Genomic DNA, 26,983 nt, shown 5'->3' with positions numbered 1-26,983 from the left:
TACCTTTATAAAACAAATAATAAGTCGTTAAATGAATATTGGATTGGTACTTTCTGGAGGTGGTGCGCGAGGTGCAGCTCATATAGGCGTAATTAAAGCTTTAGAAGAAGAAGGCATACATCCAACACATATTTCTGGCGCTAGTGCAGGTGCCATTGTAGGTAGTTTATACGCAGCAGGCGTTTCTTGGTCCGAAATATTACGTTTCTTTAAAACCATAACTATTTTTAGTGCTTACAGATATGCACGCAACAAACCTGGTTTCTTAAATTCCGTGAACTTTTATGATGACCTTAAAGCCTTTTTTCCTGAGGATAATTTTGATACTTTAAAAAAGCCATTGTTTGTTACTGCTGCAAATATTGTAGATGGCACTTCAAAAATATTTAGCAAAGGCGAACTCATTAAACCCATTATTGCTTCAGCATCTTTTCCTGGTGTTTTTACACCTACCGAAATCAATGGTGAATACTATGTAGATGGTGGAACTTTAAATAATTTCCCTGTAGAACCGTTAAAAGTAACTTGTGATAAAATTATTGGCGTTTATGTTAACCCATTAAAAGAAGTTACCATTAAGGATTTAAGACATTCATATTCCATAGTTGAAAGAGCTTATAAAATTAAAGTTGCCGCAGAATCAATGTGCAAATTTCCTGATTGTGATATGGTAATAAATCCGAAGGACTTAGTGAAATATGGCACTTTTAACATGAATAATATTGATGCTATTTTCAACTTAGGCTACACTTCTACAAAAACGATATTAGCAGAAAACAAAGCTTTATTTAAAAAATAAATTAGCGCTTCCATTCTTTCTTTTTCTAATTAAAATGACATAGGTCATTTTAATTAGAAAAGGGTTCATCTAGTTTTGTAAACGACATGATTTTCAGCCAAATGGAATTACTAACACATTTAGATTCTTGGATTACCTATAGTTTAGTAATTCTTTGTTGCATACTACTTGGTCTACTTGTACAATGGATTCTTTTTTTACTTATTAAACTCTCTATTAAAAGAAAGTCCACAATTCTAAAGAAGCAACTGCTCAAACATTTAACGCTACCTGCCAAATTTCTATTTCCTATTCTATTTATTTTTAGTGCGTTTAATATTCTAGATATAAACGCCTCTTGGCAAAAGGTTTTTGAAAGTCTCATCATCATTAATTTTTCTTGGTTATTAATCGCTTCATTAAATGCAATAGAAAATGTTGTTAAAGAAAAATTTACTAATAATGATATTCATAAAATAGAGGAAAGAAAAGTTTTAACGCAGTTGCGTTTTATAAAAAGCCTATCTGTAGTTATAATTATTACGCTGGCTGTTGCTGCAATTTTGTGGAATATCCCTTCAGTAAGAAAACTTGGTACTACCATATTAACTTCTGCTGGTGTTATAGGAATCATAGCAGGTGTTGCCGCTCAAAAATCAATAGCCAACCTCATTACAGGTTTTCAAATAGCATTTACACAACCCATAAAAATTGACGACGAAGTGGTTATACAAGGTGAGTTTGGTGTCGTAGAAGACATAACACTGACCTATGTTGTTATTAAAACATGGGATTGGAGACGTCTAGTTCTTCCTCTTAATTATTTTAATGATAACTCTTTTGTTAATTGGACATTTAGCACACAAGACTTAATTGGTACCGTATTCTTACATGTAGATTATATGTTTCCTGTTATTGATATAAGAAAAAAGCTATTGCACGTCCTAAAAAATGATGCCTTATGGGATAAGAATGTCGCTGAGTTACTCGTCACAAATACAGATTCAAATACCATGGAACTAAGGGCAACATTTAGTGCAAAAAACGCAAGTGATATTTGGAATTTAAGATGTAATGTAAGGGAAAAACTAATTAAATTTATTCAAGAAAATCATGCAGACAATCTTCCTAAAATAAGACAAATTAATATCAGTAGAAACATAGACTAAAATGCTTAAAACAAAGCTCTAAATATGAAATTAGATAACCTTATCAATAATCTATCAGGTCTATTTTATCGTAGAAAGAACGATAAAAACTGGACAATAGAAGCTATAAGTAAAGGTTGTTTTGCCTTAACAGGATACACACGTGAGGATTTCTTAAATGGAACAGTAACTTTAGCTCAAATGATTATAGCTAAAGATTTTAATTCAATTTCTAAACAGCTACAAAAAGCAATCATTAACAAAGTGCTTTTTAATATTGAATACCAAATAACGCATAAAAACGGAACAGTTAGGAGTTTTTTAGAACAAGGTCAAGGTGTTTATGACACTAATGGCAATTTAACTGCTTTAGAAGGTTTTATACAAGACATTACAAAACAGAAAGAAACAGAAAGGCAATTATTTGAAAAGGAAGCTAGAAATAAGGCTTTATTAGAAGCTATGCCAGATATGCTATTCATTCAAGATTTAGAAGGAAATTACCTCGATTGTTATGCTCCACAAGATGAAAAACTGTTTGTATCTCCCGATAAGTTTATAGGTAAGAACATGAAAGAAATATTACCTTCTCATGTATTTAAAATCATGAGAAAGGCTCATAGTCTTGCCATTAAAAGCGGAGAATTACAAATTGAAGAGTTTAGCGTTAAGACTGAAGCTAGAGAAGATTTTTTTGAGGCTCGAGTAGTCCATTTAAATACACATGGCGTTCTTACTATTGTTAGAGACGTTACCGAACGTAAGATTGCAGAAAAGCAAATTATTAAGAACGAAGCGCAGATAAGAGTTCTCTTAAAAACGTTACCAGACGTTATGATAGTTTATGACAAACACGGCAATCACCTTGAGTTACATGCGCCCGAAAACCATCAACTTGTAGTACCTTACGATGACCATATTGGTAAAAATATTGATGCTATTCTTCCTAAAGACGTTTGTACAATAATTAGACAAGGTTTTACTAATTGTGAACTAACAAAGGAGATTCAAACTATTGAGTACTCACTTCAAATTAATAATAAATTAGTACATCTTGAATCGCGAATAATCCAAACGGATGAAGGAAATTTTTTAACTATAATTCGCGATGTTACAGAAAAAAAAGACATTGAAAAGAGTATTTTAGAAAATGAAGAACGAAAAAGACTGGCCTTAGAAGTAGGTGAATTTGGCTCTTGGGAGTGGAACTTAATTACCGACCAAATAGTTAGAGATGCTTTTCAAGAGAATTTATTAGATATAAATAACGATACAGATACGTACCAATCGTTTACAAATAAGGTTCATCCTAAAGATAGAACGTATGTAAAATCAAAAGTATCAGAAGCTATAAAAACAGCAAGTACTTATACTTTAGAATATAGAGTAATACATAATGACAAATCGGTTCACTGGTTACACGAAAAAGGAAAAATTTTCAAAAACAAAACAGGAAAACCAGTAAGAATCATTGGTGTAACCCACGATATTACTGCAAAAAAGATAACAAAACAAAAACTAAAAGAAGATGAGGAAGCCTTACGTAATTATACCGAAAAATTAGAAAACAAGGTAAAAGAACGCACCCACGAACTCACATCTACGGTTCAGAAATTAATAGAATCTAACTTGAGCTTAGAAGATCAAATTTTAATAACTAAGTCTGCAGAAAACGAAAGAGAAAAGAACAAATATTTACTTGATAATATTTCTCAAAATTTCCCAAAAGGATTTGTGGCTGTTTTTGACTCTGATTTTAACACACTATTAGTTGAAGGAGAAGAAGTTGAAGAATTAGGATTTAAAGGATTAGCCGAATCAAAAACTTTATTAGACAATTTTATAGGTGTTCCGGATAATGTGAAAAACAAAGTAAAAGCCCACATTATAAAAACATTTAAAGGTGAACATTGTTCTTTTGAAATCTCCTATCAAAACCGAACATTTTTAGTAAACACAACACCTTTATACAATGCAGAAAAGAAAATAGAACAAGTTTTGTTAGTGCATAACAATATTACACTTCAAAAAACTGCAGAATCTAAAATATTAAAAAGCTTAAAAAAAGAACAAGAGCTAAGTGAATTAAAATCTCGTTTTATTTCAATGGCATCGCACGAGTTTAGAACACCACTTAGCGCTATACTATCATCTGCCATACTAATAGAAAAATTAAACGCACCTGGTAAAGAGGAAAAAAGATTAAAGCATGTCTCAAAAATTAGATCTAATGTAAAAGACTTAGTGATAATACTTAATGATTTTCTATCATTGAGTAAACTCCAAGAAGGAAAAATTATAGCACAACCATCATCTTTTAATTTTATTGACTTTTCAAAATCTGTTATTGAAGAAATCCAAGGCATTAAAAAAGAAGGTCAAGACATCTATTTTAATCACCAACAACCAAATATTACGGCATTTTTAGATCAAAAGTTATTGAAACATATCATCTTTAATCTATTATCTAATGCCATTAAATATTCCGAAGAACATAAACCGATTACATTTAATATAGAATCAACCAACCAATATTTAGTTATAGAAATTAAAGATGAAGGTATTGGTATCCCAAAAGAAGATTTAAACAATATGTTTCAACGTTTTTATCGCGCAAATAACACAACCAATATTCAAGGCACAGGATTAGGATTAAATATTGTAAAACAATACACCGAACTTATGGGAGGCACAATTTCATTTAAAAGCGAATTAAATGTAGGCACAACTTTTTGGGTTGAGTTTCCTCTAAATAAAAAATAAAATGAAAAAAATACTATTAATAGAAGACAACAACGATGTTAGAGAGAATACATCCGAAATTCTTGAATTAGAAAATTACGAGGTAACTACTGCTGAAAACGGTAAAATAGGTGTAGACAAAGCATTGAATAATATTCCAGATTTAATAATATGCGATATTATGATGCCTGTGTTAGACGGTTATGGTGTGTTTAAAAGCTTAAGTAACAACCCAAAAACGGCAAGCATTCCTTTCATTTTTTTAACAGCCAAATCTGAAAAAGCAGATATGAGAAAAGGCATGAATTTAGGTGCTGATGATTATTTAACTAAACCATTTGAGGAAGATGAATTACTGGAGGCTATTGAATGTAGAATTAAAAAAAATGACTTTCTAAAGAAAGAATTCTCTAAAAACACAGAAGGAATTACTCAATTTCTAAATGAAGCTTCAGAATATCTCAACTTAGAAGCATTATCTAAAAATCGTAAACAAGAATTTTACAAGAGTAAAGAACGCATTTTTGATGAAGGTAACGCTGCACACCAATTATTTTATATACACAGCGGAACTATAAAAACATACAGAACTACTGAATCTGGAAAAGAATTTGTTACTGGCTTTTTTGGCGAAGGAGATTTTATTGGTCAATTATCTTTGCTTGGTGACTCTGGTGTTTACATAGAAACAGCTAGTGTTTTAGAGGATGCAGAAATCTGTGGTATTCCAAAAGCAGACTTTACAAAATTGCTCTATGGTAATAAAGAAGTGTCTAATAAATTTATTGAGATGATGTCTCATAATTTAATTGACCTACAAGAACATTTAGTAGATATGGCTTTTGCCTCTGTAAGACAAAAAACAGCTAAAGCCTTGTTAGAACTAGATGCAAAAGGTATGATTGCAGATGAAACTCATAAAGGTATAAGTATACCAAGAGAAGATTTTGCTGGCTTAATTGGCACCGCAACAGAAACGGCTATTAGAATGCTAACAGAGTTTAAAAACGAAGGATTAATCACGGTAGAGACCAACAGAAGGCTCGTATTATTAGATAAAGAAAGCTTAAAGGATATTGCTGAATTTGGTTAAGTTATTTTTTGAATTTATTCAAAACTTTTTCAGTCACTAAACTTAAAAGTTCATTTTGCAAAAATCCTTTCAATTCATTTTTAATTGTCAAGGGCTTTAAGTTTAATTTAGAATTTTTTAAACTCAATTTTAAACCCTCCTTATAAATTTGCTTTTGCAAACTAAGTATCTTTAATTGGTTGTCTATTTCGTTAAACGAATTATAGCTTTTTGGTATCATCTTTAGTAAAATAATAATTAGAAAATTTTCTCAATAAAGGTCCATTTAGTTTTGATCTAAACACATATGTAATTAGTGCAACTAAAGCATAAAAACCACCTACAATTAAGAATCCATAAAATGTATTGTCTAAAACTTGCGCCAATCTAAATGCAAAAGCAAAAGATAAAATTAATAATGTAATACCTAATAGAGCACCTATGATTATAATTTTAGTAATATATAAAACGCCAATCATAAGTGCCTTAAAACTTTTTAGCTTAATGTATTCTTCACTACTCTCAATGTATCCGTGAATATTTACATCTGCTTGCAATAAGTTTTCTTTAAATTCCTCAAAAGCCATGATTAGTTTTTTTGAGCGTGTGAATTTTTATATTTAAGTTCTTCTAACTTATGTTCTAAACTAGAAATAATATCTTCTGCCTTGCCACTCATATTAGAAATGGTATCATCTAATTTCTGTTCAAACTCTACTTTTTTGTCATTTACAGTTTTTGTAAGGTCTGCTTTTGCATGCGCAATACGCTCTGCAATTTCATGTTTAGTTTCTTCTGTTTTTTGTTTAATTTTTCCTCTGGTTTTAGAACCTTTATCTGGTGCGTACAAAATTCCAATTCCTGCTCCTATTACTGCTCCTGTTAATAAAGCCAATAATGTGTTTTCGCTATTATTTGTCATGATTACTATAATTTAAAACCTATGCAAATGCAATAAGGTCTGGTTAACTAACTTTTATACATCAAAATTAGTGCAAACACCCCTTTATTAGAATGACCTACATCATTCTCAAAAAAAAATATAGACAAGCTAAAAATTACCAAATTGATATAGGTCATTTCGTACAAAGCTTAATGGCAGTAATTTAGTAGGGTATTAAGATTTAATGCAGTAAATAATACAAAAGAGATGGCCTCCAAATTAGAAATAGCAAGAGAGAAAAAAGTACTTATACAATCCTTTCCAAAAATCCGACTGATAGAAAACTTAATAAAACGTATTTGTAAAATGGATATTAAAACTGTCCAGATTTCAGTTTTAGGAAAATTAGAGAGCATGGATTTAGAAACACACCATGGAGACTCTTGGTTAGATTTAAAAAGATACTGTGACAATGAATTGAAACTATCTTCAAATTTCGGAATCATCTCAAACCCTGAAATAGGCACTATTTTTATAGCAGGATTTTTAGCGCCTTTGTTTTTACAAGAAGTAAATAAAAAACAAATAGGAGAAATGCCTACCGCAATATTCGGCATTTTAAGAGGTCTTGGTATAGAACCAAACAGTGTAAGTAGTTATTTAAAAACTCTAAATAAAAACAATTTCTTATTAATAGTTAGAGGAAATAAAAATGAATTAATTTCATTAGAAGACAGTTTAAAAAAATAGAAAAACAACCTAATTTCTTAATTGTACTATACAATTTTATTGTAATTTAACTAATAGCTGATAATTTAATCTGCAGTAATAAGACCAATAGTTCCTACAATAATAGTCACAGTAAATTCATCCTCTATTATTTCACCATCAGTATATATTAATTTAATAATTTGCTCACCGTCTGAAAGTGTCTTAAAATCGAATGTGTAGGTTGTTTTATCAGTCTCTGTTGATATGGTTACTGGTTTTAGCAGTTTAACATAGGTTTTTTTAGAAATCAATTCCCACTGATAGTCAGAGTTTGAATCACCTTCTAATACAATTTGAAAAGGATCATCCTCACTGAGCTCAATCGTTTTGTTATTAGACTTGTAAGTAATTGGACCAGAACAGCTAACTAACATCAAAGTAATTAGTAAGGTCGCAATAATTTTTAGATTTAAATAATTAAGTTTCATAGTGTTTTGTCTTGTAAAACGTTAGAATAAAAAAAAAGGAAGCCAACCAACCAAGGCTTCCTTTTCCCAACCTAAAACTAATAGCTTAACATATCAATTAGCCAAATAATTAGTTATTTCTAAACTGATAATTTTCACTACAAATTATGAGTTTTAAGTTGATAACTCATAGTACAAATACCATTTCAGCTATCAATTTAACGTTATTAAAGGTTGATATTTATTTTTTTATGAACTTTTAAAATTTCACCTTTTTCATCCATAAATACTACTTTTTCATCATCTCCTTTTTTAAGAATAAGTTTGTAACGCTCTTTAGATTTCTTATTAGCAAAATGAATCATTTTATAATAATCTTTTTTTAGAGTCCAGCCTGGGAAACTTTTAGCCACAGCCTCTCTAACTTCAATATTAGGTGCCACATTTTTTAAATGCTCTACAGTACTTAATTCCTCTCCTTCTTTATTATAAGTGACTACTAAACTACCTTGTTCTCCTTTAAATTTGACCTGAAAGGTTTCATAATCTTCTTCGGATTCAATATCATCGTTTATGTATACATCTTCTTCTATATATTCTATAGGTAGTGCATAAAACTCAATAACCTCTAAATTACCATAATCATTATCAATAGATTCAATAATAGTTGTAGGAACAGTTTCCTTTTTGATTTTTACTTTAAAAAACGTGTCTTGACCATAGGAATGCATTGTTATTCCTAATGTTAATAGGCCTAAAAAAATTTTCTTCATTTTTTTTATATTTATAATTAAATTACTTCTAATTCATTTTTCACTTCATAAACACCAGGAGCATAATAGGCCGTTTTTCTGGCTTCATCTTTTTCTAAGATTGAGTTTACCTTACCTATAAGCTTCACTGTATGCCCTTCTACCTCAACAATAATATTTTTAGCTTCTACATCTGCCATTCGTTCAAAAGCGCGTTTTATTTTCTCTTTAATTTCAACAGGCTTAACCGCTCGTTTTAAGGTTATACTATCTGATACTCCGTGTACACCTTTAATTTCTTCAACGGAATTAATAGCGGACGTTTTCTGATATTCCCACTCAACCTCTCCAGTGAGGTAAACCCAACCATCTTCTACTTTAACATTTACAACATCATCAGGCAGAGAAGAGTGCCACTTTATAGCATTAAAAGCTGCTTTAGCAATATCGGCATCAGTCTGTTTATCATTTACTGAATACTGAACCTTTATTTCTTCTGCAACAGCTTTTACGCCTGTTACATTCTTTACAGCATTTTCTACTGCTCTCTTTTTTGTGTAATTATCTACAATACCATTTAGAGTTACAACTCCGTTTTTAACAGTAACACCAATTTCCGTTTCGTCTATGTTGGGTTGCCAAGCTAACTCATCAAGAACATCTTCCTTAATACTTAAATCTGATCTCATAATATTCTAAGTTTTAATTATACTTTATTTCTAGTCAAAAGTAGCTCGCTATTAAGCCATTGGAAATGATTGAGATCAGAACAAAATAAATTATCACACTGATCTGGATCATTTCATTATAGGGCTGAAGTTTGCACCTTTACATTATAATTATTAAGAATTAGTATTATGCAAACCGATGTTTCTTATTATCAAAACAAAAAGGAGTTTAGACTATTTGTAACTAAATCTTACTCGGATTTAGTTCAACTAAAAAAAGAAGGCAACCAAGCCTCTTTTAATACCTTAGTGATTAAGATTATGCCACAAATTAGACAGTATGTAAATACGCAATTAAATACGGCTATAAAAAAAGGACACTTTTCTAAGAACAAGTTTAAAGCTGATGATATTATAGATCAACTATTTATAGAAATCTATGACCATATTGAAGAGGTTAAGCAAGAAAAAGACTTTTACCTATGGCTATTTAAAAAAACCAATAATCTGTTAGAAGATATAACGGTTGAAGAAGAGTTTGACGAATTTTTCTTTAAAAACATTGACGATTACACAAGACCTGAATGGGATGAAATGCAAGAAAAATACAGTACAGATGGTGGTGGTGATTTATTACTTATTGAAGAATTAGATGACCAATCTTATAATCACAATGATTATACATTAAACCATGTATTTATTGAGAATGATGAAAACGACTGGATTAAAAAAATTGATAAAGATTTAAGTACTAAAGATATTAATAACCACATAGAAATGATGTTATATAATATGCCTTTAGAAATGCGAATTGTATATCAACTCTCCACTACTCAACATTTAAGTTTAGATGAAATTGCACAGATAAGAAACAATACACTTATTGACGTACAACAACTTTTAAAGGATGCTAAAAAAGCCTTACAAGTCAGCTTTATAAATAGATATCCTGTACAATAAAATCACTTTGTAAGATGAACTACAAGGATTATTATAAAATATTAGGAGTTAAAAAAGATGCTTCTGCTAAAGATATAAAAAAAGCATATCGAAAATTGGCAGCTAAACATCATCCGGATAAGAATCCTGATGATAAGTTAGCTGAAGAAAAATTTAAAGAAATAAATGAAGCCAATGAAGTTCTCAGCGATAAAGAAAAGCGAGAAAAATACGATACGCTAGGTTCTAACTGGGAAGCTTATCAAAATACAGGAGATGATTGGAGAGATTACGCCAATAATGCTAATCAACAACAAAACCGCAGAAATAGCTATTCTTACCAAGGTGACCCTTCTGATTTCTTTGGTCAACGTGCACAAGGAGGCGAAGATTTTTCTAGCTTCTTTGAAACATTTTTTGGAGCAGGTAGACAAAGTGCAAAAGGTCAAAGGACTAATAACTCTGGAGGGGATACAAAAGCAGAAATGCCTATAACACTTTTAGAAGCCTACCAAGGAAGCAAACGCACCTTTGAAATACATAATAAAAAATTACGTATCACCATTAAACCAGGCTCTTACGATGGTCTGCAATTAAAAATAAAAGGAAAAGGACAACAAGGCGTTAATGGTGGTCATAGAGGAGATTTATACATTATTCTGCGCGTACAACAAGACCCTCAATTTGAAAGAAAAGGAGATAATCTTATTTACAATGCAACTGTAGATTTATATACAGCGCTTTTAGGAGGAAAAATAGAAGTACCAACACTTTCTGGCAGTGTAAAAGTAAACATCCCTAAAGGAAGTGAAACAGGTAAAACGCTAAGATTAAAAGGGAAAGGAATGCCTAAATATAGTAAGCCTTCAACTTATGGGGATTTACTGGTAAAATTAACCATCAGTATGCCAAAAAAACTTACTGAAGAAGAACAAGATTTATTTAGAAAATTACAAAGTTTAAGAGAACCACAAACAACAAATGCATTATAAAAAATACAATTATGGACATATTAATTTCAAACCCAAAAGCACAATATCTATTAGGTGCAGGACTAGATGTATTACACTTTGAAAGCAGAGAATGGTTAGATACTATTAACTTTCACAAAGATGAAGTTAGATTTTTCGAAGACCTTTTAACTAAAAAAGAAGCTTCTAAAAAGAACAATTCAGACTATGAAAACATGCTAAAAAATTTAGACAAAATTCATAATGATTTGTTTAACGATTTAGAAGAAAGCATCATAGAACACGAACAATTATTATCTAGAATAGAACTTTCTGAGAAAGGATTATCAGACAATGATTACAGACAGAAACATCAGCACATCCATAACAAAATGGACACGTTTTCTAATGATTTTAAAACCTTTAAAAAAATAGTTTTTGATTATTCTAAAGGTCTATAACATTAAATCATCCAACTATTAATCAGTGAATTAATAGTTGGATTAACATTAAAAACAATGAAAGGAGAATTTTATAAAATAGTAAATGAACAAACACCTGTTTTGGTAGATTTCTTTGCAGAATGGTGTGGTCCTTGCAAAGCGCAGTCTCCAATTATTAAAGAACTTGCACAAGAAGTAAACGGAAAAGTGCGTATTATCAAAATAGATATTGATAAAAATCAAGCTGTAGCACAACGTTACAATGTAAGAGGCGTACCGACTTTAGTTTTGTTCCAAGCGGGAGAAATAGTTTGGCGACAATCTGGTGTACATAGTAAGTCGCAACTTATAAATGTAATTAAGCAACACACCTCTGTATTGGGATAAATATAAATCTTTAAAAAATAGTATTATGGAATTAGCAATATATACAACAACCTATGATATAGCAGATACAGTTCAAAATTTTATGAATATTTATTATGCTACACACATGAAATATTTGGCAAGTGACCTTCTAGATAAAGGCTTGTCACCAGTACAAATCTCTGATGCTATTTCTGCTGCAATTAAAGTAGCAAATTCTTCAGGAATTGAAGCACACAAGCATTTTATGCCAGTTTTTAGTGGATTAAAGGATGGAATTATTCAAGACTGTAAACTTTCTGATTTAGGTTATGGATTGGTGATGATGAATGCGGATCCTAGTTTACCTGTAGTTAGTGAATTTCAGGTTGATATTTTAAATGATTATCTCAATAAGTAACTTTTTTGTTGAAGCATTAGATAAAACTACAAATCAACTTCTAGGGCAATTGGACAATGGTCGGAGCCTAAAATATGAGTATAAATAGTCGCAGATTTTAATTTTTTAATTAATAATGTATGAGCTAAAAAATAGTCTATTCTCCAACCCGTATTTCGTTCTCTAGACTTAAAGCGATAACTCCAAAAAGTATACATAATATCACTTGGATAGAAATACCTATACGTATCTACAAAACCAGCATTAATAAGGTTATCCATGCCATCTATTTCTACTTGTGTATAACCTGCTGTCTTGTTATAATTTGATTTATAATATTTTAAATCGATTGCTTTGTGAGCCACATTAAAATCTCCACAAATAATTACAGGCTTCGATTTTTCTAGCTCTTTTAAATAGTGCAAAAAATCTAAATCCCATTGTTTTCGATACTCAAGTCGGTCTAATTGTTGTCCGGAATTAGGTACATAGACATTCACTAAATAGAAATTTAAATACGTTGCACATTGAAGTCTTCCTTCCGCATCATGTTGGGTTATACCCATATCGTTAGTAACTGATATAGGTTTTATTTTACTTAAAATTACGGTCCCTGAGTATCCTTTTTTTTCTGCCGAATTAGAATATTGCTCATAATCAGATAATTGTAATAAAGCTTTTTCTACTTCAGCATCTTGAGCTTTTGTTTCTTGTAAACACAAAATATCCGGATTCAATTTCTTTATAGAATCAAAAAAATCCTTCTTTACAATGGCTCTTATCCCATTAACATTCCAAGAAACTATTTTCATATTAAATCTTATTTCTCTTAAAGTTAAGACATTAATCTAAAACATCTAATTCATTTATTACAACATCAACACCTGGTAATAAATATGCTGCATTTTCAGCTGCTTTCATTTCTGCTATAGAATGTACTGTGCCGTATAACTTAATTAAGTCTTCGGTTGCTTCTACTGTGATACCACTAGCTTCAATATCTGCAGTATGCTTTAATGCATTTGCTATTCTGTCTTTAATATCATTTACGTTAACTGAATTTTTTACAGTTATGGTATTATTTACCCATTTTGCACCTGTGACATCTTCTGCTACACGCTTAGCCGCATCTTTTTGGTAAGCTGATGCAACTACACCAGAAAGCGAAATCCAACCGTCTCGTACTTCAATATCAATTTTGTCTTCAGGGACTGCAGTGTTCCATTTAAAAGCCTGTACAATAGCCTTAGCAATTTCCTTATCTGTTTGTTTATATTTAGTGCCATACTTCACCTGAATATTCCCAACCAAAGCTTTTACTCCTTTTACTCTTTTAACAGCTTCTTCTGCTTCCACTTTTTTAAGATAGTCGTTTAAAACACCTGTGAGCATGACTGTTCCATCTTCTACTACAACTCCAATTTGAGTTTCATTTACATTGGGCTGCCATGCCAATTCTTTTAAAATGCTATTTTTAATTTCTAAATCTGTTTTCATGATTTACTGGATTTATGTAATTATTTATTGAAGTTTTAAAAACTTTTACCTTAGCCTTTTAAACTATAAACAACCTATTTCAAAAAATCTGGTTTCTTATAGGTTGGATTAGGATATTTATAAAACCCTTCGCTTGTTGCAACGCCTAATTTGTTCTTATCTATAAAATTTTCTTTTAAGTATTTTACCGTTTTTATTTTTAAGGGATCTTCGGTCTTATCAGCCGCCATTTTATCAATATTATAAGCTGTTGTAATACCTACAACATCAAGTATACCAAAAGGTCCTACTGGTGCACCAGTTGCTTTCATCCATGTTTTATCTATAGTTTCAGTATCTGCTATGTCATTAACTAATAAGCTTGTTGCTGCACTTAATAATGGCACTAATAATGAGTTAAGAATATAGCCTGGTTGTTCTTTGTGAAGCGGTAATGCCAACATTCCAATTGCCTTTGCAAAAGCAACAACATCATTAAAAACTTTTGAGTCTGTAGTAGCATGACCCATAATTTCTGCGGTATTATGAACCCAAATAGTATTAGCAAAATGTAATGCCAAAAACTGAGAAGGTCGCCCTGTTACTTCTGCAAATTGACTCGGTAAAAGTGTTGAAGAATTGGTAGCAAATACCGTTTTTTTCGGAGCTACTTTTGCTAATTTTTGATAAAAATCTAATTTAATTTTAGAGTTTTCTGGTACAGCTTCAATAAGTAAATCAGCATCTTTAACAGCTTCAGCTAAATTTGAAGTATAACTTAAGTTTTTAAACGTACTATCAATTTGTTTTTGTGTTGCATTTACATCTCTTTTATAAGCCTCACTTAACGTATTAAATTTTGTTTTAGCTTTCTCTAAATTTGCATCAGTAATGTCATAAATAGTTACATTAAATCCATAAAATGCAGTTTGAAATGCTATTTGGTATCCTAAAACACCACTTCCTGCTATGGTAATATTTTTGTAATTCATCATAATAATTTTTAATAGTTACTTGTGTTTTATTGAATTTTAAATAATCTTCTATTAATCACATATAGATGGCAACATATTCTACTTGTAGTTCATTTTTAACATCAGTAATACCTTCTGCCATATAGGCTGCTCTTAAAGCATCATCCTTTTCCTTAATTGAATTTACTTCACCTCTTAAGATTGCGGTATTACCTTCAACTGTAACAGTAATATTATTAGCATCAATTGTTGCCGAACGCTCAAAAGCCTTTAAGATATTATGCGCTATATCAATAGGCGGAACTTTTGCCGCAATAGTGATATCATTAGATATACTTTTTATCCCATCAATATATTCTAAGCTTTTTTCTGCTTCACTTTTTTGATATGCCCATTTTACTATACCTGATAAGAAAACATGGCCATCCTTAACTTGCACATTAATTTTTTCTTGTGGTACAGAGGTGTTCCATTCTAAATCCGATTTTATTTTTTTAAAAAGGTCTTTGTCATTGATACTACTTTTATACTCAACTTCAATATTTTCTTCAACAGCCTTTACACCTTTTACTTTTTTAACTGCATTTTCAACTACTTCTTTCTCTGCTAAATTATTCACTGTACCAGAAAGCCTAACTACACCATATTTAACTTCGATACATAATAGTTTTTCCTTTAGAAGTGGTTGCCAAATTAACTCCTCTAGTACGTCTTGTTTTATTTCTGAATCTGTTCTCATTTTGCATTTATTTTAAATAAATAACACTAATTTTAATGTAAAATTAGCACACTTTAGCGTGCTAGATAATGACTTAGATCATTATAAAAACAGCCCTAATCTTCGTAAAGACAAGTGCTGTTTTTTTTGTTTAAGCAATACATATTGAATCCTTGAGTAATTCAAAAAAATAATGCTAATAAGCAACTTCTAGTTCATTATCCACAGTCCAAACTCCAGGTGAGTAATACGCTGTTTTTCTGGCATCATCTTTTTCTTTTAAAGAATGTACTTTCCCTGTTAATTTAACCGTATGACCTTCAGCCGTTACATTAATACCTTTAGAATCAATATCTGCAGAACGCTCAAAAGCCTTTCTGATTTTAGTTTTTATATCTCCTGTATCTACTAAATTTTTCAGTGAGATATTATTAACTACATATTTTACACCTTGTAGATTCTCTACCGATTTTTTTGCAGCATTTTTTTCAAAATCCCACTTCACTTCACCAGTTAAGTAAACCCAGCCATTTTCGACTTTTACATCAACTTTGTTCTCAGGTACTGAAATATTCCATTTTAAGGCATTTACTGCTGCAGATGCTATTTCCGTATCAGATTTCTTATAGCCGTTTCCATAGTGCACTTCTATATCTTCTGCAACCGCTTTTACGCCAACAACGCTTTTAACTGCATTTTCTGCTTCTCGTTTCTTTACATAACTATCAACGGTTCCGGATAGTGTAACAACACCATCTTTTACAACGACTCCGATTTGAGTTTCATCGATACTTGGTTGCCATTCTAGTTCATCTAATACATCTTGTTTGATACTTGAATCTGTTCTCATCATTTTATGATTTAAATTAAACTTTGTTTGAATACATCAAAGATATTTTAGATTTAAAGCACTGACAATGACACACATCAGAAGGAATTATTTTTCTGAAAGTTTTAACATAGATTTTATTTTTTAGATAGAATATGAAATAAAAAGAATTACTAAGTAAAAGTTATTATCATATTTAACTCAATCTGAGCTTCCTTTTTCAACCATAAAAAAGCTTCGAAATTATTCTCAAAGCTTATAATGATAAACCTAGCAATCTATAAAAAGAATGCGTATTTCCTAATATCCTCAGATATATTTGCAAATATTCTTAACGCATACTAAAAAGCTCTTGATGGAAAGATTTAGGAGATAGACCGTTTTTCAACAAATCTTTATGTAGTGCTTTCCCAAATCCAATAGGACCACAGAACCAAACGCTTGCCGATTTCCAATCTGGCACTAATTTTCGAATCTTTTCTCCATTTAATTGACCATCTCTACTGTCAATTATCACATGTAAATTCACATTGGCAGCAGTAGCATCAGTAGTTAGTTTGTTCAGCGCATCAGGTTCTATTTCACTTGTACAGTGGAATAAATCGATAGGTTGAGCTTTTGGATTATGAAAAAGGTATTTCATCCGAGAAATAAAAGGTGTTATTCCTATTCCTCCACCTATCCAGATTTGACGTTTAGCATCATCTGTAAATGTAAAACAGCCATAAGGACCTTCAACAATTGCTTTGTCACCAACTTTTAGTTTTTCGGGTAAGTGATTTGTGTAATCACCCAATGCTTTGGTGATAAACATAATACGTGGGTTATTTGCATCCCAATCAGAGGCAATCGTATAGGGATGCTGCCCTTCTTTCTTATCAAAACTAACAAAAGCGAATTGACCACTTTTATGTCCTTTCCAACCATCTTTAAGTAGAATCAAAGTTTCTAGTACCTTCATTTTTGAAAAGTAGTGTTGTGACTCTATAGTACCTTCTACTTTTCGTCGTTTACCAACCTGCTGTGTCAAAACAAGTATAGCTGATACTACTCCAACTATTAACAAAAATCCCATTACAATACCCAATGGCTCTGTCCATGAAGTAAAGTTAAATAATACTACTGTGTGAAATACCAAAGCGAGATAAACCAATGCAATTACAGTGTGTGTCTTGGCAAAAAGTCGGTAGGGAAATCGCTTGATTAAAGCCAATATAATTAGTAGAACCAAACCATAGAAAGCCCATTCTCCAATGATTTTTGAAGGTCCATGTAGACTATCAAAAAATGCCTGAACTTGATTTAGTGAATTGGATTTTAAATGTGAGCCAGCACCACCACGACCATGACTACCCTCTATTAATCCAAGGCTAGATAACCAATGTGGTGCTTTTGTAGCTACCCAATGAAAAATCGTAGCTCCAAAACCAATAATTCCCAACCATTTGTGAAGCCTATAAGATTTATCTAGTCCACCAAGAATGGGTTCTAACCAAACAGGACGAAGTGCCAACAGCATCGCAATACTCATTACACCAATACCAATGACACCAGAATATTGAATGAATAAACCGCGAATAGTTTTACCTGACATTGTATCTAGAAAAGGTATATTTGCAAATACCCATAAACTAGTTAAACCTACTAAAACTATCCACAATGAGATTTTTATATTTCTAAGCATAGTCATTTATTTTAGGCTATAAACAAACGTATACGGTAAATATTTATAGATTATTATAACGTTTTTATCCATTTTTAAGGATGAAATAATAGAGACGTTATGTAGCACGTTTAATTACTTACAAGTAAATATATTAGATGGAATTAACAATAGACCTGACCTAAATCAGTATTGAATCTTTTCTTGTATTTATTAATTTTGCGTACACATAATAGAGGGTAGCAGCAATCACAACACCAAAAAAAGCAATTACCATATCCTTTTGCGAATCCCAAACATCACCTTGTGTACCTAGATAAGAAACACCTTCTTCTACGAAAAAAATATCGGCAACTAGCCACTCTATAATTTCATATAATCCACTTGCTGAAAGAATTATTAATACAGGAATTTTAAGTGCTATCTGTTTTGTCATTTTAAACCCTTTAAAAAGGAATTCTTGAAGTGGATAGTATAATAATAAGCCAAAAGAAAAATGTACCAACCTGTCGTATTGATTTCGTGAAGAATGCATTATATGTTGAAGCCAATAACCAAAATTATTATGAGCATAAGTGTATTTGGAACCATAAACATGAAGGCATAAAAAAATACAAATCAGCAAATAACTAAAGTTGCTAAATTTGTATTTTTCATAGCTAAATATTAAAAAGAGCAGTGAAATAACTGTTAACGTATTTTCTATAAGCCAATTCTTAAGGTCCGTAGTGCCAATTAGAGAATTTGTCCAAACAATACAAAATAGCAAACCATACCAAAAAACCTTATGTCCGATTACAGTTATAACACTGTGCTTCCATTTCATTTCAAAATAATTCTATATAATAATGCTGTTTTAACTAAAGTCGTTCTTAATTCTCCTTAAACCAAATGCCAGAAATATTCTAAATATACCTGCACTTACAAATGCCATCGCTGTCATATATACAATGCTTAAACCTGCAAAAACAGGATTCGCCAATAGTAGAAATGCAAAAACTAATGTAAGAAACCCTAAAAACAATAACCATCCCCAATTTGGAACATCAACAGCTTTAAACTGAAACGATAGCCCAATGGCCATAAAGCCCTGAAATAATAGCCAAAAACCAACGTAGAAAGGTAGAATTGCCATAGTCATTAATGGATGTGATATTAATAATATGCCTATAATAAGATCTAGAATACCACCTGCGAGATACCAACCCCAATTATTTATGTCGTTTTTATTAGAAATAGAAAACAAAATTTGAGATATACCTGAAATAAAAATGAATACACTAAAAACAATACTTAATGACACATAGCTTGTTAATGGCGTTTGAAACACCCAAACTCCAGCTATGATGTATAAAACCCCTATTAAGAGTGATATCCACCAATTTCTCACTGCAGATTGTGCTGAACTGAATACTGTAGTTGCCATGACATTTTTTAATTTACGTTATTTTTAAAAAGATCTTTTAAGGCTGTACCTAGTTCATTCATATCGTGAGTAAACTCGCGTTCAAATTTTCGCTCTGTAGCGATAGAAGCCTCATTAAAAGAAATTACTCCGTCTTTAAATGCTTTGCCTCTTTTTGCTAATTTTTCTTTTAGTTCATTACTTTTTTGTTCAAGCTTATCGAGTTGTTGAGTCAACTTTTCTTTTTCACTTTTACTTGCTTTTGAAATTTTTTCTCTTAGTACTTTAATTTCTTTTTCTGAATTTTCAATAGCTGTTTCAGATTCTGCTTTAAATTTTTGCCAGTCTGCACTTACTGCAGTCTTAATTTCTTTACTCGTGTCTTCTGCGCCTTGCTTTAAATCTTTACTAAGTTCTTTTGCATCTTCTTTAGCCGCTTTTGCATCTTGTTTAGAGGCTTCTCCGCAGCTTGTTAAAACTGTTCCTGTCATAAATACTATTATGATTAAGGATATAATATTTGTTTTCATAATTAATTGTTTTAAAAATTATTTCATTTGCTTGTTTTCCAAAAATCTCTAAGTCCATCTAAAAGTTCATTCATATCTTTTACAAATGCATTCTCAAAAGCTGATTTTAAGACGTTATCTGATTCATTAATATTATCTAAGTTTGTTTTAAGTTTTTTATTAATACGTGTTAAATTCGTTTTTAAATTGTTCTTTTTTCGCTCTAACGAATCGAGCGTAGTATTCAATTTTTGTTGTTCCTTTTTTCTGTTTATTAAAATTTCTTTTCGTAATTCTTCTATTTGAGATTCTCTTTCTTTTATGGCAATCTGAGCATCTTTATTAAATTCTTCCCAATCTACTTTTTCAGTAACTTTAATTTCTTTTTGAGAATCTCTTGATGAATCCGTATCTTTTTTTGCTACAGAACCACAACGAATTGGCATAGTAGACATAAGAATCGCTATTATCATCAAGAATAATATGTTTGCTTTTTTTAGCATGATTTTACATTACTAATTCAACCTTTTGCTCTAATTTATAGTGATCTTTTAAGATCATTGTACTATCAAAATCATAAATATTTAAGACGCCTGTTTGTACTTCAACTTTTGAGATTTCAGTTGCCGGAATATTTAATATTTCGGTCATTAATGCTCTAATAGAATTTCCGTGAGCAGAAACGAGAACTGTTTTACCGTTTACTAATTGTGGTACAATAGTTTCAAAATAATATTGAACAGCTCTTTGCTTTGTATCCTTTAGAGATTCCGTTACTGGTAAATCTGAACTATTTAGACTTTGATATTTATAATCAAATTTTGGATATCTTTTATCATTTAATGAAAGTGCAGGAGCAGCGTCACTATAGCCTCTTCTAACTTTCCAGAAAAGGTCTTCGCCAACTTCACTTCTTACTTCATCCTTATTTCGCCCTTGCCAAGCACCATAGTTGCGTTCATTTAATTTCCAACTTTTAATAAAATCAATATGCATAATATCTGCTGTCTCCATAATAATCGAAGCTGTTTTAATTGCTCTTTTTAAATAAGAAGAAAAGCAGATATCAATATTTACACTATGGTCTTTAATAATTTCACCTGCTATTTTAGCTTCTTCAATACCTTGTGACGCGAGGTCTACATCTGTCCAACCTGTAAAAATATTTTCCATATTCCAGATGCTTTTTCCGTGTCTTACTAAAATTAACTTTCCCATTTTTATTCAATTTTATGATTACAACCCTAAACTCTACAGCTCTGGTAAAAAAATTTCCTTTTTAAATAAGACTAACAAAGGCATTGAATCACTATTAGCATTAAATCAATCCACAATATCTTCTCCTAGTGCATTATGGAGTTGATATAATTTTTCTTCTTCTCTTTTAATTCTCTTTTCTAATCTATTTCTTCTCGCTTTTGCAAATGAATCAGTGACAGCTTTCTCATAGCCATCTAAACGTGTTTCTAATTTTTTGATTTTGGCGTTAGTTTTATCTTTTATGTCTTTTAGAGTTGCTTTTCGTTTAGCTTCTAATTCGTTTATTTTAGCTTTACGTTTAGCTTTTAAAGCTGCTATTTTTGCATTGATTTTAGTTTTTTCATCTGCAGTAGCTTTTTTCAATTTTTCGCGTTGTTCTTCAATTTCCTCTTCTAAATCTTCTACCTGCTCATCCATATAATCATTATACTCAAGGTCTGCTTCACTTCTAATTATTTCTGAACTAAAAGGTTTAAGAGCATCATCAATAAATACCGAACTATCTTCATTTACTTCTGCTATAATAGTAATGGTACCTACATTCATTTTGGCACTTACTTTTTTTATAAAGTTATTTTCAAAATCAAAGTGATTTACATCCCAAATTGCACCTGCTGCTGATCCTGTAAGAAGCCCTACGACAAAACCTACAGGTCCTGCAAATGCTCCAACAAGACCACCAATAGCCATACCTGTTAAGGTTCTCCAGCCTTCTCCATCTGTTTGGTCATTTAAAACTTCGAATTGATTGTTGTCTTTTTTACGAATCATTATGTGTTCGTAGAGTGTAATATCTCCATAAACAGCTAATTCTTTAATTCTATGCAAAGCTTCAATAGCTTTTGTTTCTTCCTTAAAAGAAACGACGATAATATTTGCCATTTTGTTTATATTTTAAGTGTTATTATTTAGTGAAATGCTTTCGCAACTGTTTCTAATTCTACTTTTAGTTTTTTATCGAATTTTGTTATTGGTGGAATTTCTAAATCGATGTCTAATAATTCGTAAACAGCCATTTGTGCAGCTCTAATTGAATACTCTACTGTAAATACACAATCATCTGGGATTTCAACAAACTGACTAATAAATGCTAAATTCTTAGAATTTTTAGGTACCGGAAGTGGTCTGTCTGTTTTTAGACGTGGCATAAACATACTAGTGATATATGGCATTCTGCATGGAATACAAATTGCGTTTGCAAACACAACATCATAATCGAATTTTAAATGACCGCATAGTTCTTTAAGAATTTCTTCTCCTGTACATTCTGTCATTGGTTTACCAACAAAATTCCCAGCACGATCCGGATGTAGACCATAGGTAAAAAATACTTGCACATTAGATGGCTGATCTTTGTAATGAGGTTGATTATTTAATGAAAAACTCATAAACCAATTAGAATCTTTTAGGGTTACTTGGCTACCTGTACCTGCTTTGTTCCCAGAAAATTTTTCCATTTGATCAAAGAAAGCTGTGTCTTTTAAGGTTATTGTAAAAGATTCCCAAAAGGACTCTGCTATATTAGAATTGAACACTTCAGGTTTACCAAAGCCAGGATATTTATTTGCTAATTTTTCCCATAACCTCCAACCTTGACTATCTTCTTTATTAAAGAATTTTGGTGCACTTGTCATTGAACCATAGCTTGAAGCATCTGTCATTGATCCATTTTGATGGAACACTAAATCACTGTCTTTAATTTCTATAGTCTTTATGTTTCCTGCATTTTTATAAGTAATATGTTTTACTACCACCTTTTCAGTTTCTGTATCTGGATCTAAAGCATATACAGTATCTAAATCAGTAACAGTACTCTCTTTTTTAAAATTAACACCATGAGATTTTAGCCAAACCTGTAAAGGAAGAACCATAGAATCATACTGATTATAAATTGTTCTTTTAACACCTGTCATAGTTTCTACATTTGGAAACTCTTGCATAAAACGATGCAGATAACGTTTAAATTCTACTGCACTATGCCATGGTGAGAATGCAAAACTTGTTCGCCACATAAACCAAAAATTTGTTTCGAAAAAAGAGGGAGAAAACCAGTCGTAAATTGAACTATTACCTAATTTCTCTTCGCTTGCTTCACTTAGCTTTAATAGTTCTAATCGATCAGAATTTGAAAAACCCAATTTAGACGAATCTACAATTGCTCTGTTTTTATCTATAAGTCTGGCTTTTGAATTTGATATTACTTTTTTATTAAAAGCAATGGTTTCTTCGGTTACAGATGTATTAGGGTCTGTGAGCGAAGGGATGGATTTAAACAAGTCCCAAGTACATTCATAAATATTTAATGTGAACATACGAGAACCTCTTAAAGTATAACCTTGTTCTGGGTTTCCGCCTGCATCTAAACTTCCGCCAAGAAGAGGTAAACTCTCAAAGATTGTAATATTATCTCCTAAGAATCCTCCATCACGAATTAAAAATGCTGCTCCTGCTAATGATCCAATACCTCCTCCTATGAAGTAGGCTTTTCTATCTTTATTATAAAAATTCATAATACAATATTTTAAGATTTTTAACTAGCTAATTAATTTGCTAGCTCTCCCATTTCTTCATCTAATTTTCTGAGCATACTTGGTTCTTCGCCAAATGCTTCTAATCTATCTATTAAGTATTGTACCTTACTTAATTCTTCTGCTTGCTCTTTGCAATACCACAAACCAAGTTCTACCACCATAAAGTTTTCTTCTTTATGTGCAGCTTTAGTAAGTGCGTAACATTGTGTGGTAATTTCTTTTTCGTGTGCCAAAGCTGATATTATAACATCTGGAAGACTAATAAAATCTTGTTTTGGCTGTTTTAAAGCTGGTGTAATAGGTCTTATTCCATTAGCTGAAAGCATTTTCTTAGCTTTATCTGCATGTATAAGTTCTTCATCACTATATTGTTTAAAAAGCTTTGCGGCTCCTACAAATCCTTTGTCATCTAACCATGTGGACATTGCTAAATAAATTCTCGCAGAAAACTCTTCTTGCTCTACTCTATAATTCAGCAATTTCACCATTGCTTCACTTAAAAATTCTGATTTAGTTTTCATTTTCTTATTATTTAAATAAATTATTTTTTGCTATTGTACATCTAACTATTGTTATCTGTTTACACTTCAAAATTAGAATGTTATCAAGAGAGGCACACTGACCTAAGTCAGAGTGAGTAAACTAATTTAAATCAGTTTACTTATTTTTGTTCCAATAGTCTTCCGCTTCATTTTCCATTTTTTCTAAGCGTGTATAGTAATCTGGAAACTCTTTTAAATGAGCCCAAGCTATTTTTCCTGTTAAGGCTTTATCGTTATTAGTAACATTGGTTTCTGGATATCTGGTACCATGTTCAAATTCGACATTTATGCCTTTTGTGAATTCATCTAATGGTATATCTTCCCAATGAATACCAAGAGTATTACCTATCTCTTTTGCTTCTTGTGCATTTAATTTTTTCATGGTATTACTATTTATTTGACAGAAATCTCAAAGGACCAGTGTCACAATTTCTAGTATAAAATTACTTTTCTAAAAGAATACCAACACTGACTTGGGTCAGCATGATGAAAAGGAATGTTTTATTGAAGGTTATTTTGATTTTTGGGGTTTGCGTGAAGGATTGCAGTGGAAATCCCACAGCTCGACGCAGGAGATGCGAGGAATTGTAACGAAAAGCCTGACCCTTGTGGTCACGCCCAAATTTTAAATATTGAATTGTAACTAGCCTCTAATAATAAGGATGTAAATGATACCGACTAGGATAACACTACCAAAGGCATAACCAACAAGTTTGCCTGTTATTTTAGAGCCTTTAAATGCGGTTATACCCAATTTTACTAACATATTACTTATGGTAGCTGCAATGATTACGGATGATGCGAGCGTTAACTTGTCGCCATCTAGAGAGAATTTTGACATACTTATTGTAATGGCATCTGTATCTGCCAAACCAGCAATTAAAGCAGAATAGTATAAACCACGTTCTCCAAAAAATTGATTGCTATAAAAAACTGCGAATAGAATAACGACGTACATTACACCAAATCCTATGGCATTTAAAATATTTAAAGGATTACCTAATTTAATATTTGTATCAGGTTTATTGTCGTCTTTTCTTATCAATATTAAAGTCGCTGTAATACATACTAATGTTAATAAAGTAAAGGGCAGCGCTAAATATTTTAAGATTTCAACATTAAAAATATAGGCTAGTAAAGCTAGCCTTGGAAACATAATTGCTGATGCTGCTATTATACCTGCGCTATATTTTTTTGAAAGTTCTGGTGATTCTTTACTTCTTGATGCGTAGTTCCAAGCCACTGCTGTACTCGATATAAGTCCGCCCAATATTGCAGTAAGAATTATACCTTTTTTAGAACCCACAAATTTTACTAAAAAGTAACCTATAAAGTTTAAAAAAGAAACGATTACAATAATTGAACCTATTTCAAAAGGATTTAATAAGCTATCTGGACCGTAATCCTTGTTCGGTAAAAAAGGAAGAATTAATAAGGCAATTATTGAGAATTTTATAAATGCGAAAAGTTCTTCGGACGTGATATTACTTATGAATAAACGAAAACGCGTTTTAAGAGAAAGTAATGTTACTATAATAACAGCCGTTGCAACGGCATCTCTATAATATTGTACAGAAACCATTACACCTAAAACAAATGTTGCTATTAAAGCTAAATTAGTGGTTAATCCTTGTCCATGTTCTTCCTTTTCTTGTTTAAAGTGATTAAACGCCAAAAATAGAATAAACGAACCTAGACTAATTATTAATAACCAAGGCGTAAAAAACTCTGTTAGGCTAGCTAAAGAAAAACCAAGAATTGCAACAATAGGAAAAGTTCGTATTCCTGCAAATCCTTGGTCTTCCTTAATTTTGTCGTATTCTCTTTCTAAACCTATTATGAGACCAATTCCCATACTTATTAATACCCCAAGAATATAGGACTCAACTAGTTCGTTTATTTCTTGAGCTATTTGCATATAGCATTACATATATTTTTCTAGAAAACTAAAAAAGTCTTTTTTAAGTTTTGAATAGATTTCACGTTGTGTCTCTATACGGTTTCTAAATTCAACGTGCTGTTTAGCTAATGGCACATCGATAGCATCTTCACCTTCTATACTTTGGCCAGCTATGCGTTCTTCATGTTCATTAATGGTTTCTTCTAAATCTTCAATCACTGAACCATGAAGCACAAATTCATTTTGAAAATGTTCTAATTGCGCTAAAACATCTTTGTTGGTCCAGCGCGTTACTAGTTCACTTAAACGATTATTAAATGATTTTAATTCATCTTTCCAAAAGTCGAGTTCTCCTTTCCAAAGTTTGTGTTCAAAATGCATGTTTGAATTATATAAAATTTTAGTTTCCATGGTATTTGATTTTAATGATTTGTTTAACAAAGGTTGATCAATAATAGAAGGTTTCAAATGACCTAAGTCAGACTCAAGCAAATCCTTTTAAGGTTCTAGATTTTAAGTATATCAGTTGGCGTTTCTACTATAATAGTCTTATCTCCTTTTAGAGCTATTGGTTGTTTCATAATCTCTGGATTATGCTGAATCATTTTAATCCAATCATCCTCAGAAAAATTATGATACTCAAAATGTGAAGCGTATGCAGGATGGTTTTGATTTATAAGATCAGTAACTTCTAAATGTAATTTATGTGCCAACTCTACAATTTGGGTTCCTGTAAGTTTTGTTTTTAGCATATCAATCTCTTCCAGTTTTAAGTGTTTTGCTTTAGCATAAGCCAAAGTTTTTTCTCCTCTTGGTGAATCTGAATTGTAAAACAAAGTAACTTGTCTGTTGGATGTTGCTATTTCTCCCATAATTAT

34 protein-coding genes are annotated in these 26,983 nt (G+C 31.3%); 10 read left to right on the top strand and 24 right to left on the bottom strand.

Translation table 11 applies throughout. From position 1 onward, the window contains the following. Positions 1-31: 31 nt before the first annotated feature. The 4 genes from Q0807_RS06460 (at position 32) to Q0807_RS06445 (ending at position 5,761) form a co-directional block, all read left to right on the top strand. Complete coding sequence (locus tag Q0807_RS06460; RefSeq protein ID WP_299107719.1) at positions 32-799, top strand: patatin-like phospholipase family protein; 768 nt, start codon at positions 32-34, stop codon at positions 797-799. A 101-nt stretch (positions 800-900) separates the two neighbouring features. Then, entirely contained in the window at positions 901-1,947 is a 1,047-nt protein-coding gene (locus Q0807_RS06455; RefSeq protein WP_299107717.1) for a mechanosensitive ion channel family protein, read from the top strand. Positions 1,948-1,971: 24 nt separating this feature from the next. Beyond that, positions 1,972-4,689 carry a PAS domain-containing protein gene (locus Q0807_RS06450; protein ID WP_299107714.1) on the top strand — a complete coding sequence of 906 codons (2,718 nt, stop codon included), beginning with the start codon at positions 1,972-1,974 and terminating at the stop codon, positions 4,687-4,689. 1 nt (position 4,690) lies between these two features. Next, positions 4,691-5,761: a response regulator gene (locus Q0807_RS06445; RefSeq protein WP_299107712.1), complete on the top strand. Its 1,071-nt coding sequence runs from the start codon at positions 4,691-4,693 to the stop codon at positions 5,759-5,761. A 1-nt stretch (position 5,762) separates the two neighbouring features. Here the strand turns inward: Q0807_RS06445 and Q0807_RS06440 are convergent, their stop codons facing one another. The 3 genes from Q0807_RS06440 to Q0807_RS06430 are packed head-to-tail and all read right to left on the bottom strand — an operon-like array spanning position 5,763 to position 6,662. After that, entirely contained in the window at positions 5,763-5,981 is a 219-nt protein-coding gene (locus Q0807_RS06440; protein ID WP_299107710.1) for a DUF6327 family protein, read from the bottom strand. Beyond that, positions 5,962-6,327 (bottom strand): hypothetical protein, encoded by a 366-nt coding sequence (locus tag Q0807_RS06435; RefSeq protein ID WP_299107708.1) that lies wholly within the window; start codon positions 6,325-6,327, stop codon positions 5,962-5,964. Before Q0807_RS06435 ends, Q0807_RS06440 begins: the two co-directional genes overlap by 20 nt. A 2-nt stretch (positions 6,328-6,329) precedes the next feature. After that, positions 6,330-6,662: a YtxH domain-containing protein gene (locus Q0807_RS06430; RefSeq protein ID WP_299107706.1), complete on the bottom strand. Its 333-nt coding sequence runs from the start codon at positions 6,660-6,662 to the stop codon at positions 6,330-6,332. A 228-nt stretch (positions 6,663-6,890) separates the two neighbouring features. On the opposite strand from Q0807_RS06430, the gene Q0807_RS06425 reads away from it, so the two are divergent. Next, the gene (locus Q0807_RS06425; protein ID WP_299107703.1) at positions 6,891-7,373 is read left to right on the top strand and encodes a hypothetical protein; all 483 of its coding nucleotides are present in this window, start codon (positions 6,891-6,893) and stop codon (positions 7,371-7,373) included. 65 nt (positions 7,374-7,438) lie between these two features. Here Q0807_RS06425 and Q0807_RS06420 read toward each other — a convergent pair whose 3' ends face one another. The 3 genes from Q0807_RS06420 to Q0807_RS06410 form a co-directional block, all read right to left on the bottom strand. After that, entirely contained in the window at positions 7,439-7,822 is a 384-nt protein-coding gene (locus Q0807_RS06420) for a protease inhibitor I42 family protein (protein WP_299107700.1), read from the bottom strand. Positions 7,823-8,028: 206 nt separating this feature from the next. Next, positions 8,029-8,574, bottom strand: coding sequence for a hypothetical protein (locus Q0807_RS06415; protein ID WP_299107697.1), 546 nt, complete (start codon positions 8,572-8,574; stop codon positions 8,029-8,031). Positions 8,575-8,591: 17 nt separating this feature from the next. Next, on the bottom strand, positions 8,592-9,242 hold the full coding sequence (locus tag Q0807_RS06410; RefSeq protein WP_299107694.1) for a BON domain-containing protein: 651 nt from the start codon (positions 9,240-9,242) through the stop codon (positions 8,592-8,594). A 168-nt stretch (positions 9,243-9,410) separates the two neighbouring features. Here Q0807_RS06410 and Q0807_RS06405 point away from each other — a divergent pair, with 168 nt between their 5' ends. The 5 genes from Q0807_RS06405 to Q0807_RS06385 are packed head-to-tail and all read left to right on the top strand — an operon-like array spanning position 9,411 to position 12,319. Beyond that, complete coding sequence (locus Q0807_RS06405) at positions 9,411-10,181, top strand: RNA polymerase sigma factor (protein ID WP_299107692.1); 771 nt, start codon at positions 9,411-9,413, stop codon at positions 10,179-10,181. Positions 10,182-10,195: 14 nt separating this feature from the next. Continuing rightward, on the top strand, positions 10,196-11,152 hold the full coding sequence (locus tag Q0807_RS06400; RefSeq protein WP_299107691.1) for a J domain-containing protein: 957 nt from the start codon (positions 10,196-10,198) through the stop codon (positions 11,150-11,152). An 11-nt stretch (positions 11,153-11,163) separates the two neighbouring features. After that, complete coding sequence (locus tag Q0807_RS06395; protein WP_299107688.1) at positions 11,164-11,571, top strand: hypothetical protein; 408 nt, start codon at positions 11,164-11,166, stop codon at positions 11,569-11,571. A 57-nt stretch (positions 11,572-11,628) separates the two neighbouring features. Then, entirely contained in the window at positions 11,629-11,940 is a 312-nt protein-coding gene (gene trxA, locus Q0807_RS06390) for a thioredoxin (protein ID WP_299107685.1), read from the top strand. A gap of 25 nt (positions 11,941-11,965) precedes the next feature. Then, a complete protein-coding gene (locus tag Q0807_RS06385; RefSeq protein WP_299107682.1) occupies positions 11,966-12,319 on the top strand; it encodes a hypothetical protein in 354 nt (117 codons plus the stop codon). A gap of 26 nt (positions 12,320-12,345) precedes the next feature. Here the strand turns inward: Q0807_RS06385 and Q0807_RS06380 are convergent, their stop codons facing one another. From Q0807_RS06380 to Q0807_RS06295, 18 genes are all read right to left on the bottom strand, one after another. After that, positions 12,346-13,110, bottom strand: coding sequence for an exodeoxyribonuclease III (locus Q0807_RS06380; protein ID WP_299107679.1), 765 nt, complete (start codon positions 13,108-13,110; stop codon positions 12,346-12,348). Between the two features lie 31 nt (positions 13,111-13,141). Beyond that, positions 13,142-13,795, bottom strand: coding sequence for a BON domain-containing protein (locus Q0807_RS06375; protein WP_299107677.1), 654 nt, complete (start codon positions 13,793-13,795; stop codon positions 13,142-13,144). A 74-nt stretch (positions 13,796-13,869) separates the two neighbouring features. Then, the gene (locus tag Q0807_RS06370; protein WP_299107901.1) at positions 13,870-14,766 is read right to left on the bottom strand and encodes a 3-hydroxyacyl-CoA dehydrogenase; all 897 of its coding nucleotides are present in this window, start codon (positions 14,764-14,766) and stop codon (positions 13,870-13,872) included. A 58-nt stretch (positions 14,767-14,824) separates the two neighbouring features. Next, positions 14,825-15,487: a BON domain-containing protein gene (locus Q0807_RS06365; RefSeq protein WP_299107675.1), complete on the bottom strand. Its 663-nt coding sequence runs from the start codon at positions 15,485-15,487 to the stop codon at positions 14,825-14,827. Positions 15,488-15,662: 175 nt separating this feature from the next. Further along, positions 15,663-16,316, bottom strand: coding sequence for a BON domain-containing protein (locus Q0807_RS06360; protein WP_299107673.1), 654 nt, complete (start codon positions 16,314-16,316; stop codon positions 15,663-15,665). A 310-nt stretch (positions 16,317-16,626) separates the two neighbouring features. Further along, positions 16,627-17,979: a ferric reductase-like transmembrane domain-containing protein gene (locus Q0807_RS06355; protein ID WP_299107670.1), complete on the bottom strand. Its 1,353-nt coding sequence runs from the start codon at positions 17,977-17,979 to the stop codon at positions 16,627-16,629. Positions 17,980-18,139: 160 nt separating this feature from the next. Next, positions 18,140-18,784, bottom strand: coding sequence for a DUF2238 domain-containing protein (locus Q0807_RS06350; protein WP_299107667.1), 645 nt, complete (start codon positions 18,782-18,784; stop codon positions 18,140-18,142). Positions 18,785-18,814: 30 nt separating this feature from the next. Then, a complete protein-coding gene (locus Q0807_RS06345) occupies positions 18,815-19,384 on the bottom strand; it encodes an HdeD family acid-resistance protein (RefSeq protein ID WP_299107664.1) in 570 nt (189 codons plus the stop codon). Between the two features lie 8 nt (positions 19,385-19,392). Beyond that, positions 19,393-19,893: a hypothetical protein gene (locus Q0807_RS06340; protein ID WP_299107661.1), complete on the bottom strand. Its 501-nt coding sequence runs from the start codon at positions 19,891-19,893 to the stop codon at positions 19,393-19,395. Between the two features lie 23 nt (positions 19,894-19,916). Continuing rightward, the gene (locus Q0807_RS06335; protein WP_299107658.1) at positions 19,917-20,375 is read right to left on the bottom strand and encodes a hypothetical protein; all 459 of its coding nucleotides are present in this window, start codon (positions 20,373-20,375) and stop codon (positions 19,917-19,919) included. A 4-nt stretch (positions 20,376-20,379) separates the two neighbouring features. Next, on the bottom strand, positions 20,380-21,090 hold the full coding sequence (locus Q0807_RS06330; protein ID WP_299107655.1) for a 2,3-bisphosphoglycerate-dependent phosphoglycerate mutase: 711 nt from the start codon (positions 21,088-21,090) through the stop codon (positions 20,380-20,382). 105 nt (positions 21,091-21,195) lie between these two features. Continuing rightward, complete coding sequence (locus tag Q0807_RS06325) at positions 21,196-22,014, bottom strand: DUF1269 domain-containing protein (protein WP_299107652.1); 819 nt, start codon at positions 22,012-22,014, stop codon at positions 21,196-21,198. A 26-nt stretch (positions 22,015-22,040) separates the two neighbouring features. After that, positions 22,041-23,642 carry an oleate hydratase gene (locus Q0807_RS06320; RefSeq protein WP_299107649.1) on the bottom strand — a complete coding sequence of 534 codons (1,602 nt, stop codon included), beginning with the start codon at positions 23,640-23,642 and terminating at the stop codon, positions 22,041-22,043. 32 nt (positions 23,643-23,674) lie between these two features. After that, a complete protein-coding gene (locus Q0807_RS06315; protein WP_299107647.1) occupies positions 23,675-24,184 on the bottom strand; it encodes a ferritin in 510 nt (169 codons plus the stop codon). Positions 24,185-24,320: 136 nt separating this feature from the next. After that, the gene (locus tag Q0807_RS06310; RefSeq protein WP_299107644.1) at positions 24,321-24,587 is read right to left on the bottom strand and encodes a DUF5661 family protein; all 267 of its coding nucleotides are present in this window, start codon (positions 24,585-24,587) and stop codon (positions 24,321-24,323) included. A gap of 261 nt (positions 24,588-24,848) precedes the next feature. Beyond that, positions 24,849-26,123, bottom strand: a complete 1,275-nt coding sequence (locus Q0807_RS06305) for an MgtC/SapB family protein (protein WP_299107642.1) — start codon at positions 26,121-26,123, stop codon at positions 24,849-24,851. 6 nt (positions 26,124-26,129) lie between these two features. Next, positions 26,130-26,516, bottom strand: coding sequence for a hypothetical protein (locus Q0807_RS06300; protein ID WP_299107640.1), 387 nt, complete (start codon positions 26,514-26,516; stop codon positions 26,130-26,132). Positions 26,517-26,611: 95 nt separating this feature from the next. Next, a complete protein-coding gene (locus tag Q0807_RS06295) occupies positions 26,612-26,977 on the bottom strand; it encodes an arsenate reductase family protein (RefSeq protein WP_299107638.1) in 366 nt (121 codons plus the stop codon). Positions 26,978-26,983: the final 6 nt, after the last annotated feature.

This window comes from uncultured Winogradskyella sp. (assembly GCF_947495255.1).
In the GTDB taxonomy this organism is placed as follows: Bacteria; Bacteroidota; Bacteroidia; order Flavobacteriales; family Flavobacteriaceae; genus Winogradskyella.
Note: the sequence above shows the minus strand (reverse complement) of the source record. Positions and strands in the feature narration are given on the sequence as shown.

Coding starts and splice junctions, on each gene's coding strand:
- Q0807_RS06460 (WP_299107719.1), top strand. CDS start 32: ATGAATATTGGATTGGTACTTTCTGGAGGTGGTGCGCGAGGTGCAGCT.
- Q0807_RS06455 (WP_299107717.1), top strand. CDS start 901: ATGGAATTACTAACACATTTAGATTCTTGGATTACCTATAGTTTAGTA.
- Q0807_RS06450 (WP_299107714.1), top strand. CDS start 1,972: ATGAAATTAGATAACCTTATCAATAATCTATCAGGTCTATTTTATCGT.
- Q0807_RS06445 (WP_299107712.1), top strand. CDS start 4,691: ATGAAAAAAATACTATTAATAGAAGACAACAACGATGTTAGAGAGAAT.
- Q0807_RS06440 (WP_299107710.1), bottom strand. CDS start 5,981: ATGATACCAAAAAGCTATAATTCGTTTAACGAAATAGACAACCAATTA.
- Q0807_RS06435 (WP_299107708.1), bottom strand. CDS start 6,327: ATGGCTTTTGAGGAATTTAAAGAAAACTTATTGCAAGCAGATGTAAAT.
- Q0807_RS06430 (WP_299107706.1), bottom strand. CDS start 6,662: ATGACAAATAATAGCGAAAACACATTATTGGCTTTATTAACAGGAGCA.
- Q0807_RS06425 (WP_299107703.1), top strand. CDS start 6,891: ATGGCCTCCAAATTAGAAATAGCAAGAGAGAAAAAAGTACTTATACAA.
- Q0807_RS06420 (WP_299107700.1), bottom strand. CDS start 7,822: ATGAAACTTAATTATTTAAATCTAAAAATTATTGCGACCTTACTAATT.
- Q0807_RS06415 (WP_299107697.1), bottom strand. CDS start 8,574: ATGAAGAAAATTTTTTTAGGCCTATTAACATTAGGAATAACAATGCAT.
- Q0807_RS06410 (WP_299107694.1), bottom strand. CDS start 9,242: ATGAGATCAGATTTAAGTATTAAGGAAGATGTTCTTGATGAGTTAGCT.
- Q0807_RS06405 (WP_299107692.1), top strand. CDS start 9,411: ATGCAAACCGATGTTTCTTATTATCAAAACAAAAAGGAGTTTAGACTA.
- Q0807_RS06400 (WP_299107691.1), top strand. CDS start 10,196: ATGAACTACAAGGATTATTATAAAATATTAGGAGTTAAAAAAGATGCT.
- Q0807_RS06395 (WP_299107688.1), top strand. CDS start 11,164: ATGGACATATTAATTTCAAACCCAAAAGCACAATATCTATTAGGTGCA.
- trxA (WP_299107685.1), top strand. CDS start 11,629: ATGAAAGGAGAATTTTATAAAATAGTAAATGAACAAACACCTGTTTTG.
- Q0807_RS06385 (WP_299107682.1), top strand. CDS start 11,966: ATGGAATTAGCAATATATACAACAACCTATGATATAGCAGATACAGTT.
- Q0807_RS06380 (WP_299107679.1), bottom strand. CDS start 13,110: ATGAAAATAGTTTCTTGGAATGTTAATGGGATAAGAGCCATTGTAAAG.
- Q0807_RS06375 (WP_299107677.1), bottom strand. CDS start 13,795: ATGAAAACAGATTTAGAAATTAAAAATAGCATTTTAAAAGAATTGGCA.
- Q0807_RS06370 (WP_299107901.1), bottom strand. CDS start 14,766: ATGAATTACAAAAATATTACCATAGCAGGAAGTGGTGTTTTAGGATAC.
- Q0807_RS06365 (WP_299107675.1), bottom strand. CDS start 15,487: ATGAGAACAGATTCAGAAATAAAACAAGACGTACTAGAGGAGTTAATT.
- Q0807_RS06360 (WP_299107673.1), bottom strand. CDS start 16,316: ATGAGAACAGATTCAAGTATCAAACAAGATGTATTAGATGAACTAGAA.
- Q0807_RS06355 (WP_299107670.1), bottom strand. CDS start 17,979: ATGCTTAGAAATATAAAAATCTCATTGTGGATAGTTTTAGTAGGTTTA.
- Q0807_RS06350 (WP_299107667.1), bottom strand. CDS start 18,784: ATGAAATGGAAGCACAGTGTTATAACTGTAATCGGACATAAGGTTTTT.
- Q0807_RS06345 (WP_299107664.1), bottom strand. CDS start 19,384: ATGGCAACTACAGTATTCAGTTCAGCACAATCTGCAGTGAGAAATTGG.
- Q0807_RS06340 (WP_299107661.1), bottom strand. CDS start 19,893: ATGAAAACAAATATTATATCCTTAATCATAATAGTATTTATGACAGGA.
- Q0807_RS06335 (WP_299107658.1), bottom strand. CDS start 20,375: ATGCTAAAAAAAGCAAACATATTATTCTTGATGATAATAGCGATTCTT.
- Q0807_RS06330 (WP_299107655.1), bottom strand. CDS start 21,090: ATGGGAAAGTTAATTTTAGTAAGACACGGAAAAAGCATCTGGAATATG.
- Q0807_RS06325 (WP_299107652.1), bottom strand. CDS start 22,014: ATGGCAAATATTATCGTCGTTTCTTTTAAGGAAGAAACAAAAGCTATT.
- Q0807_RS06320 (WP_299107649.1), bottom strand. CDS start 23,642: ATGAATTTTTATAATAAAGATAGAAAAGCCTACTTCATAGGAGGAGGT.
- Q0807_RS06315 (WP_299107647.1), bottom strand. CDS start 24,184: ATGAAAACTAAATCAGAATTTTTAAGTGAAGCAATGGTGAAATTGCTG.
- Q0807_RS06310 (WP_299107644.1), bottom strand. CDS start 24,587: ATGAAAAAATTAAATGCACAAGAAGCAAAAGAGATAGGTAATACTCTT.
- Q0807_RS06305 (WP_299107642.1), bottom strand. CDS start 26,123: ATGCAAATAGCTCAAGAAATAAACGAACTAGTTGAGTCCTATATTCTT.
- Q0807_RS06300 (WP_299107640.1), bottom strand. CDS start 26,516: ATGGAAACTAAAATTTTATATAATTCAAACATGCATTTTGAACACAAA.
- Q0807_RS06295 (WP_299107638.1), bottom strand. CDS start 26,977: ATGGGAGAAATAGCAACATCCAACAGACAAGTTACTTTGTTTTACAAT.